The 7,430-nt window shown below is 73.5% G+C and carries 4 protein-coding genes and 1 tRNA gene; 2 read left to right on the top strand and 3 right to left on the bottom strand.

Features of this window, described 5'->3' with window-relative positions:
- Nucleotides 1–2,149, top strand: a 2,149-nt coding sequence (locus tag DEJ03_RS18035) for an Ig-like domain-containing protein (RefSeq protein ID WP_181422728.1), incomplete at its 5' end; no start/stop codon positions are given.
- 240 nt (nt 2,150–2,389) lie between these two features.
- Nucleotides 2,390–4,111 carry a class I adenylate-forming enzyme family protein gene (locus tag DEJ03_RS14035; RefSeq protein WP_110865075.1) on the top strand — a complete coding sequence of 574 codons (1,722 nt, stop codon included), beginning with the start codon at nt 2,390–2,392 and terminating at the stop codon, nt 4,109–4,111.
- A 67-nt stretch (nt 4,112–4,178) separates the two neighbouring features.
- Here the strand turns inward: DEJ03_RS14035 and DEJ03_RS14030 are convergent, their stop codons facing one another.
- The 3 genes from DEJ03_RS14030 to DEJ03_RS14020 form a co-directional block, all read right to left on the bottom strand.
- Nucleotides 4,179–5,519, bottom strand: coding sequence for a threonine/serine exporter family protein (locus DEJ03_RS14030; RefSeq protein WP_027464496.1), 1,341 nt, complete (start codon nt 5,517–5,519; stop codon nt 4,179–4,181).
- Between the two features lie 270 nt (nt 5,520–5,789).
- Nucleotides 5,790–5,863 (bottom strand) — tRNA-Leu (locus DEJ03_RS14025).
- A gap of 71 nt (nt 5,864–5,934) precedes the next feature.
- Nucleotides 5,935–7,410: an NAD(P)/FAD-dependent oxidoreductase gene (locus DEJ03_RS14020; RefSeq protein ID WP_017886746.1), complete on the bottom strand. Its 1,476-nt coding sequence runs from the start codon at nt 7,408–7,410 to the stop codon at nt 5,935–5,937.
- Nucleotides 7,411–7,430 lie beyond the last annotated feature (20 nt).

The following is a 7,430-nucleotide window of genomic DNA, read 5'->3' as shown; positions in this document are numbered from 1 at the left end:
GGGCGTCGGGGCGCCCGGCCGGCCGGGCGCCCCGACGCCCACCCCCACGCGTCCCGCCGTTCGGCCCACCATCGCCGACCCGGGTGACGTCACGACGGGGACGACGCGCTTCCACGGCACCGGCACCCCCGGGCACACCGTCCGGGTGACCGGCCCGGCCGCGACGGGTTCGTCCGGGTGCACGACCCGGGTGGACCCGAACGGTTCCTGGGCCTGCCTCGGCACCGTCCGCTCGGGCCCGCAACAGGTCTTCACGGTGCGCGACCTCGTCGCCGCACTGCCCGTCGCGAGTGCACCGGCCTCGGACGTCATCGTCCCGCCGACCCTGGCGGCCGCCGGGCCCACCGGCGGAACGGTCTCCGGTACGGGGTACCCCGGATCGACGGTGCTGCTGTCGGTGTCCGGCTCCTCGGCCCAGCAGACCGCCCGGGTCGGTGCGGACGGCCGGTGGGTGGCCGCCCTCGGGTCGCTCGCCGACGGCCGGTTCACCGTCACCGCGTCGCAGACCGCCAGCACGGCGCGCGGCTACCGGTCGGACCTGCGGAGCGCGGCCTCCGCTCCCGTGACGATCACGGTCGACCGCACGGCGCCCGCTGCCCCGCGCATCACGACACCGGACGACGGCCAACGGATCGGCACCCGCTCGACGACGGTCGCCGGGACCGGTGAGCCGGGCGCCCGCGTGACCGTGTACGTCGACCGTGCGCCGGTGTGCGGCGTGGTGGTCGCGCCGGACGCCTCGTGGTCGTGCTCCACCGCGGGGTCGACGCTGCGCGCCGGCGGGCACCAGCTCACCGCGACGCAGCACGACGTCGCTGGCAACTACTCCCGGTCGTCGGCCGCCGTCCGGGTCACGGTGTGGTCCACCACGACAGCGCCGACCGCAGCACCGACGCCGGGCGCCACGGACACCCCGGGGACACCGGGCACGTCGACGCCGGGGTCCAGCGCGACGGCGGGCACCCCCGGCGCGACCGGCCACGGCGGAACCGGGATCGGCACGAACGCCGCCGGTCACGGGGGCGACGGCGGCAACGGCAACGACGACGGCGGCGCAGCAGGCACCGCCAACGGCAACGGGTCCAACAACGGCGACGGCACCGGCACCGGCACCGGCAGCATCCCGGCCGGCGTCGGCAGCGCCGGAGGTCACCCCGACTGGTCCGGCCCCGCCGGCGACTGGACCGCGGCGACGATGTACGACCGCACCGTCCCGACCATCCAGGCCGCGTTCTCGTGGCGGACCGTCCTGGTCGCCACCGCCGTCGCCGCCGGGTTCCTCCTGCTGATCGCGGCGCCGCTCGCCCTCGTGGCCGCGGTCACCCGGGGTCGCCTCCGCTCGCCGTTCGCCGGGCTGCTCGGCCGCAACCGCTCGCGGTCGGACCGCACCGGCGGCGACGACGTCCTGCCGACCTGGGCGTCGATCACCATCGCGGTGTCCGTCGCGGCGCTGTGCACCCTGCTCGGGGTCGGCGTCGAGCTCGAGGCCCGCTACGCCCGTCTGGCGATCGCCGTCCTCGCCGGGACCGGGGTCCTGACCGCCGCCGTCGTGTTCGCCACGCGGTGGGCAGCCGGCAGCGACCACCGAACCATCGGGTTCCGGGTGTCGCCGTGGCTCGTGCTCGCAGCCCTCGTGGCGTGCGGCGTCACCCGCGCGGCGGACCTGTCCCCCGCACTCATCGTCGGGGTCGTCCTCGTGCCGTCCGTCCGCCCCGGACTGGGGACCGGACCGCTCCGCCTCGGTACGGGGATCGCCGCGAGCGCCCGGGGTGCGACCTGGGGGGTGCTGGCCCTCCTCGGACTCGCCGCGGCCGGCTGGGTGCTGCACAGCCTGCTCGCGGGCGGTGGTTTCTGGGTGTCGCTCGGGTCCGAGTTCGCCATCACGCTGTGCGTCGGCGGCCTCGGTGCCGTCGTCGCGACCCTGCTGCCCGTCGCGGGGTCCGCAGGCAGCGCGCTGCTCGCCGCCTCCCGCGGTCGGTACGTCGCGCTCGCGGTGGTCGCCGTCGCGCTGACCACCGCGGTCTACTCGGGGACGACCGGCACGCACGCCGCACCGGCCCTGCTCGTCGGCATCGCCGCGGCCTGCGTGGCGGCCGCGATCGCGGCCCTGGTCTGGCTGCGCACCGACCGGCGCGCGGCCCGCGTCTGACCCGCGCCGGGCCTCCAGAGCGGCGCACCGCACCGCCCCCGGGACAGAAGACGCACTTCCGGGCCGGTTCGCGGACAGCGGGCTAGTGTGACGATCGGTGCTGGTCGCACCACACGGAGGACGCTCGCCGTCCCGCACGGACGACCGACGCCGCACCGGACCAGCGGTGCAGCAGTGCCGCGCGACCGGTGCCCGCGCAGCACCGACGGTGTGCACCGCACGACCGCGGCAGGAGCGATGATGACCGACACCCGACCCGATTCGGAACCCCACGCCGACACCCGGTCCGACCCGGGACCCCGCACCGACACCGGGTCCGACTACGACGCGACACGCTTCCGCGAGGTGTTCGAGGGCAGCTTCACCTACGCGAACGGCTTCGCCCGCAACACCCACCGCTTCGCCGGCCGACCCGCGCTGCGCGAGCCGGGGACGGACCGCTCGTGGACCTACGCCGAGCTCGGCGACACCGTCGACCGGATCGCCGGGTGGCTCGTCCGGCACGGTGGCGGACGGGGTTCCGTCGTGATGGTCGAGCTGTTCAACACACCCGAGTTCGCGATGCTCTACCTGGCCTGTCACCGCATCGGCGCGGTGTTCTCGCCGACGAACTTCCGGCTCGCACCGGACGAGGTCGCGTTCATCATCGAGGACTCCGCACCCGCCGTCCTCGTGCACGACACCGAGCGGACGAGTGCGATCGCCGCCGCGATCGAGTCCTCGCCGCACCGGCCGGACCACGTCGTCCCGGTCGGCGGCGACCACGACCGGTTCGCCGAGCTGCTCGCGTCCGATCCCGTCTCCCCCGAGGAACTCGCGGCGATCGGCCCGCGCAGCACCTACGACGAGTCCACCCGGCTCTACACCTCGGGCACCACCGGTCGGCCGAAGCCCGTCCCGCTGCCGAGCCTGGTCGAGGTGCTCAGCGCGCACGACGTGGTCATGCACTTCCCGCTCAGTCCGTTCGACAAGACGCTCAACATGTCACCGCTGTTCCACCGTGGCGGCCTCTACTCCGGCGGCCCGAACCCGGTGTTCTACGTCGGCGCGGAACTCACGACGCTGCGGCACTTCGACGCCGACCGGGTGCTCGACCTGGTCGAGTCCGAGCGCCTGACGTTCCTGATCGGGGCCCCGCCGAACCTGGTGCAGCTCGCCGACGCGCAGGAACGCCGGGCGCGGGACCTGTCGAGCCTCAACGGCATCGTCACGATGGGCGCACCGCTCGACCGCGCCGCGGCACTGCGGTACCAGGAGCTGCTGTCGCCCCGGATCTTCAACGGCTACGGCACCACCGAGACCTTCTGGAACACGTTCCTGCGCCCCGAGGACTTCCCGGACGGCGCCGGTTCCACCGGTCGCGCATCGACCGACGACGACGTCGCCGTCGTCCGCGTGCACGAGGACCGTCTGGCCGACCCCACCGACACGGTGGCGAAGGACGGCACCGAGATCGGCGAGTTCGCCGTCCGCACCGTGAAGTCCGGCTACTCGTACCGGAACCCCGGGCTCGAGGCCGAGAAGTTCGCGAACGGCTGGTTCTACCCGGGCGACCTCGCCACGTGGGACGAGCACGAGCGGGTGACGATCGTGGGCCGCAAGGACGACATGGTCATCTCCGGCGGCGAGAACGTGCACCCCGTCCAGGTCGAGGCGGTGCTGCAGGAGCACCCCGGGGTCGCCGACTCCATCGTGGTGGGCGTGCCGGACCCGCGGTGGGGCGAGGTCGTCACGGCGTACGTCGTCCGTGCCGGCGACCGGCTGCCGGCCGACGACGCCGAGGCAGCGGCCGCGCTCGAGGAGTGGACCGGCTCCCACCCGGGCCTCGCCCGGTACAAGCGCCCGCGGCGGTACCGCTTCGTCACGGACGTCCCCTACAACGCCACCGGCAAGAAGGTGCACTACCTGGCGAAGGACACGGCCGCGGCGGACCAGGCAGCGGGCCGGCTGATCGAGCCGTAGCGGGCCCGGTACCCGGCCGGTGACGGCCTGGAGGCCCGTGGCGGCGCCGCCACGGGCCTCCCGTCCGTCAGCTGGTCGCGTCCACCGCGCGCCGGGGCGCGTTGCGGGCGAAGAGGCCGGGCAGGAGCCCGCCGATCTTCGTCCCGATGCACAGGCTGACGAAGGTCGCGAGCGGGGTCGCGAGCGCCTCGGGATCGAAGGTGGCCACCGCCACCAGCCCGACCGTCCCCGGCACGAGCAGCAGGAACGCCGGGAAGAACGACACCGTAGCCGGGATCGCCGGCACGAGCCGCTCGAGCAACCGGGTCGCGACGAACAGCAGCGCCGCTGCGGCCCCGGTCGCGACGACGCTGCCCCAGAGCGGCGTCGTCGTGCTCACCACGGCGTAGGCGGTGACCATGACCGCCACCGACACGAGCGTCAGGCGCCACCCGGACCGGAACACCAGACCGAGCCCGACCGCGAGCACCACGACGGCCACCCACGACACCCAGTACGCGGGCACGGACTCCCAGCCGGCCAGGTCGGTGCCGACCCCCGCGACCTCGCCGACGAGCGCGGCCGACGACGGGTCGACGTGCAACCCGGTCAGGGCGCTGCCGGACGCGATGCCGGCGGCCATGAAGCCGAGCATGATGAGCCCCTGCACCAGTCGCGACGACCCGGTGACGATGTCCGCGGCGGTGAGTTCGAGCAACGCGTTGGTGATGAGTGCGCCGGGGACGAACACCGCCACCGGGGCGCAGACCGCGAAGAGCGGGACCTGCTCGAACCCGGTGCCCGCGGCGACCAGGCCGACGATCGCCGTCGACACGAACGCGGCCAGGAACGGGATGATCGCCACGGCCTCGCGGAAGCGCCGGAGGACCAGTCCGATCACGCCGACCAGGCCGCCGACGACGAGCGCCAGGACGATCGCCCACCAGGGGCAGCGGAAGACGACGGCCAGGCCGGCCGAGGTCAGGGCGTTGCCGAGGATCCACGGCAGCGCGGGCGGTGGGACGGTGCCGGCCCGGATGGCCCGGACGCGGGCGGGGATCTCGGCGAGGGCGATGGAGCCGCTCTCGAGCCCGAGCACGACGCGGTTGGCGCGGGCGGCCTGGCGGGACGACAGTTCGACGCCCTCGGCGTTGACGATGGTGGCGGCGCCCGTCGAGACCTCGCTCACCATCACCAGGGCGGGCAGGACGCCGATCGCGAGCGTCGGTCCGACCCCGGCGGCGTCCCGGGCCTTCTCGAGCGCCGACCGGACGTCGGTGACGGAGCTGCCGGCGTCCAGGAGCAGGGCTCCGAGGGTGCCGAGGAGCATGCCGACCGGGACGCTCTCGCCGTCGACGACCTCGACGTGGGCCTCCGGTCGGCGGAGGGCGTTCTGCAGGTTGGCGAGTGCGCTTCCGAGTCCGACCACGATCGTCGATGCTACTGGGCGGCGAGCCGGTCGTGCAGTCGCGCCGTCTTCGCGGGAAGGCGACGGTCCGCGGGCCGGGAGGCACGTGGCGGGCCGGTCCCGCGCCTCCAGTCCGATGCCCAGGGCGACCCGATCCCACCGTCGAAGCGACAGATGGCAGGACCATCGCTCGGACTGTGCGGCCGGAGCGACAGAACGACGCGAACTGTTCGCAGAGTTCTGTCGCTTTCGCAGCGGCACGCGGCGGGCGCCGCGGCAGAGCCTCGGCGGTACCCCCGGTGGGACTCGAACCCACAACTCAGCGATTTTAAGTCGCGTGCCTCTACCGATTGGGCCACGGGGGCGGGCCGCAACAGCCTACCGATGCACGAAGGCGGCCACCCTTCGCAGGTGACCGCCTTCGTGACGAGTGGTGCTACTTGGCGTCGGCCGGGGCCGTCACCGGCTCGGGGGCGTTGGAGACGTCCTTCGCGGGCTCGCCGTAGACGGGACCGGCGGCACCGGCGACCTTGCCCTCTTCCGGAGCCGGGGCTGCGGCGGGCGCGGCCGGGGCCTCGGCGGCGGGCTTCGGACGGGACGCGAACGCCTCGAACGCGGCGCGCGGGGTCTCGCGGTCGTCGAGCGACACGATGTCGCGGCCCAGGAAGAAGCCACCGACCCAGTCGCCGATGACGCGCCACTTGCGCTCCCACGACGGCATGGCCAGGCCGTGGTAGCCGCGGTGCGCGCCCCAGGCCAGGAAGCCCTTCATGGCGAACTTGCCGGACTGGAACACACCGGTGCCGAGGCCGAGACCCGCGACGGCACCGAGGTTCTCGTGCTTGTAGTCGGTCGTCGCCTCGCCACGGATGGTCGCGACGACGTTCTTCGCGAGCTGCTTGGCCTGGCGCACGGCGTGCTGGGCGTTCGGCACGCAGAACCCGCCGACACCCCCACCGGTCAGGTCCGGCACGGCTGCGACGTCGCCGCAGGCCCATGCGTCGGCGATCACGCCGTTGTCGTCGACCACGCGCAGGTCGGGCTGGACGCGGATGCGGCCACGCTGCTCGAGCGGGAAGTCGGTGCCCTTGACCATCGGGTTCGCCATGACGCCGGCGGTCCAGATGATGAGGTCGGACGGGATCGTCTCGATCGCGCCGTCGCTCGTCTTGAGCTCGCAGACGCCACCCACGGCCGAGGCCAGCTGGGTCTCGAGGTGCACGGTCGCGCCACGCTCGGCGAGGTTCTTGAGCACCCAGTGCGAGGTCTCGAGCGAGACCTCGGGCATGATGCGGCCCATCGCCTCGACCAGGTGGAAGTGCGTGTCGTCGAAGGACAGCTGCGGGTGGCTCTTCAGCAGGTCGGTGACGAAGGAGCGGAGCTCGGCGAACACCTCGATGCCGGCGAAGCCACCACCGACGACGACGACGGTGAGCAGGCGGTCGCGCTCGGGACCGGCCGGCAGGTTCGCCGCCTTGTGGAAGTTGCTGAGGATGCGGTCACGGATCGACGCGGCTTCCTCGATCGTCTTCAGGCCGATGGCCTCGTCCGCGACGCCCGGGATCGGGAACGTGCGGGACACCGCGCCGGCCGTCATGACGATCTGGTCGTAGGACTCCTCCCACGCCTCGCCCTCGGTCGGGGTGATCGTCGCCGTCTTGGTGGCGTGGTCGACCTTGGTGACCTTCGCCGTGACGACGCGGGTCTTCTTGAGGTGACGACGGTGCGCGACGACCGCGTGACGCGGCTCGATGGAACCGGCGGCGACCTCGGGCAGGAACGGCTGGTACGTCATGTACGGCAGCGGGTCCACCATGACGACCTCGGCTTCGCCCTGGCGAAGGTGCTTCTCGAGCTTCCATGCGGTGTAGAAACCGGCGTAACCGCCGCCGACGACGAGGATCTTGGGCACGGGGGATGATCTCCTTGGAT

This window comes from Curtobacterium sp. MCLR17_043, from assembly GCF_003224215.1.
Lineage (GTDB): Bacteria > Actinomycetota > Actinomycetes > Actinomycetales > Microbacteriaceae > Curtobacterium > Curtobacterium flaccumfaciens.
Note: the sequence above shows the minus strand (reverse complement) of the source record. Positions and strands in the feature narration are given on the sequence as shown.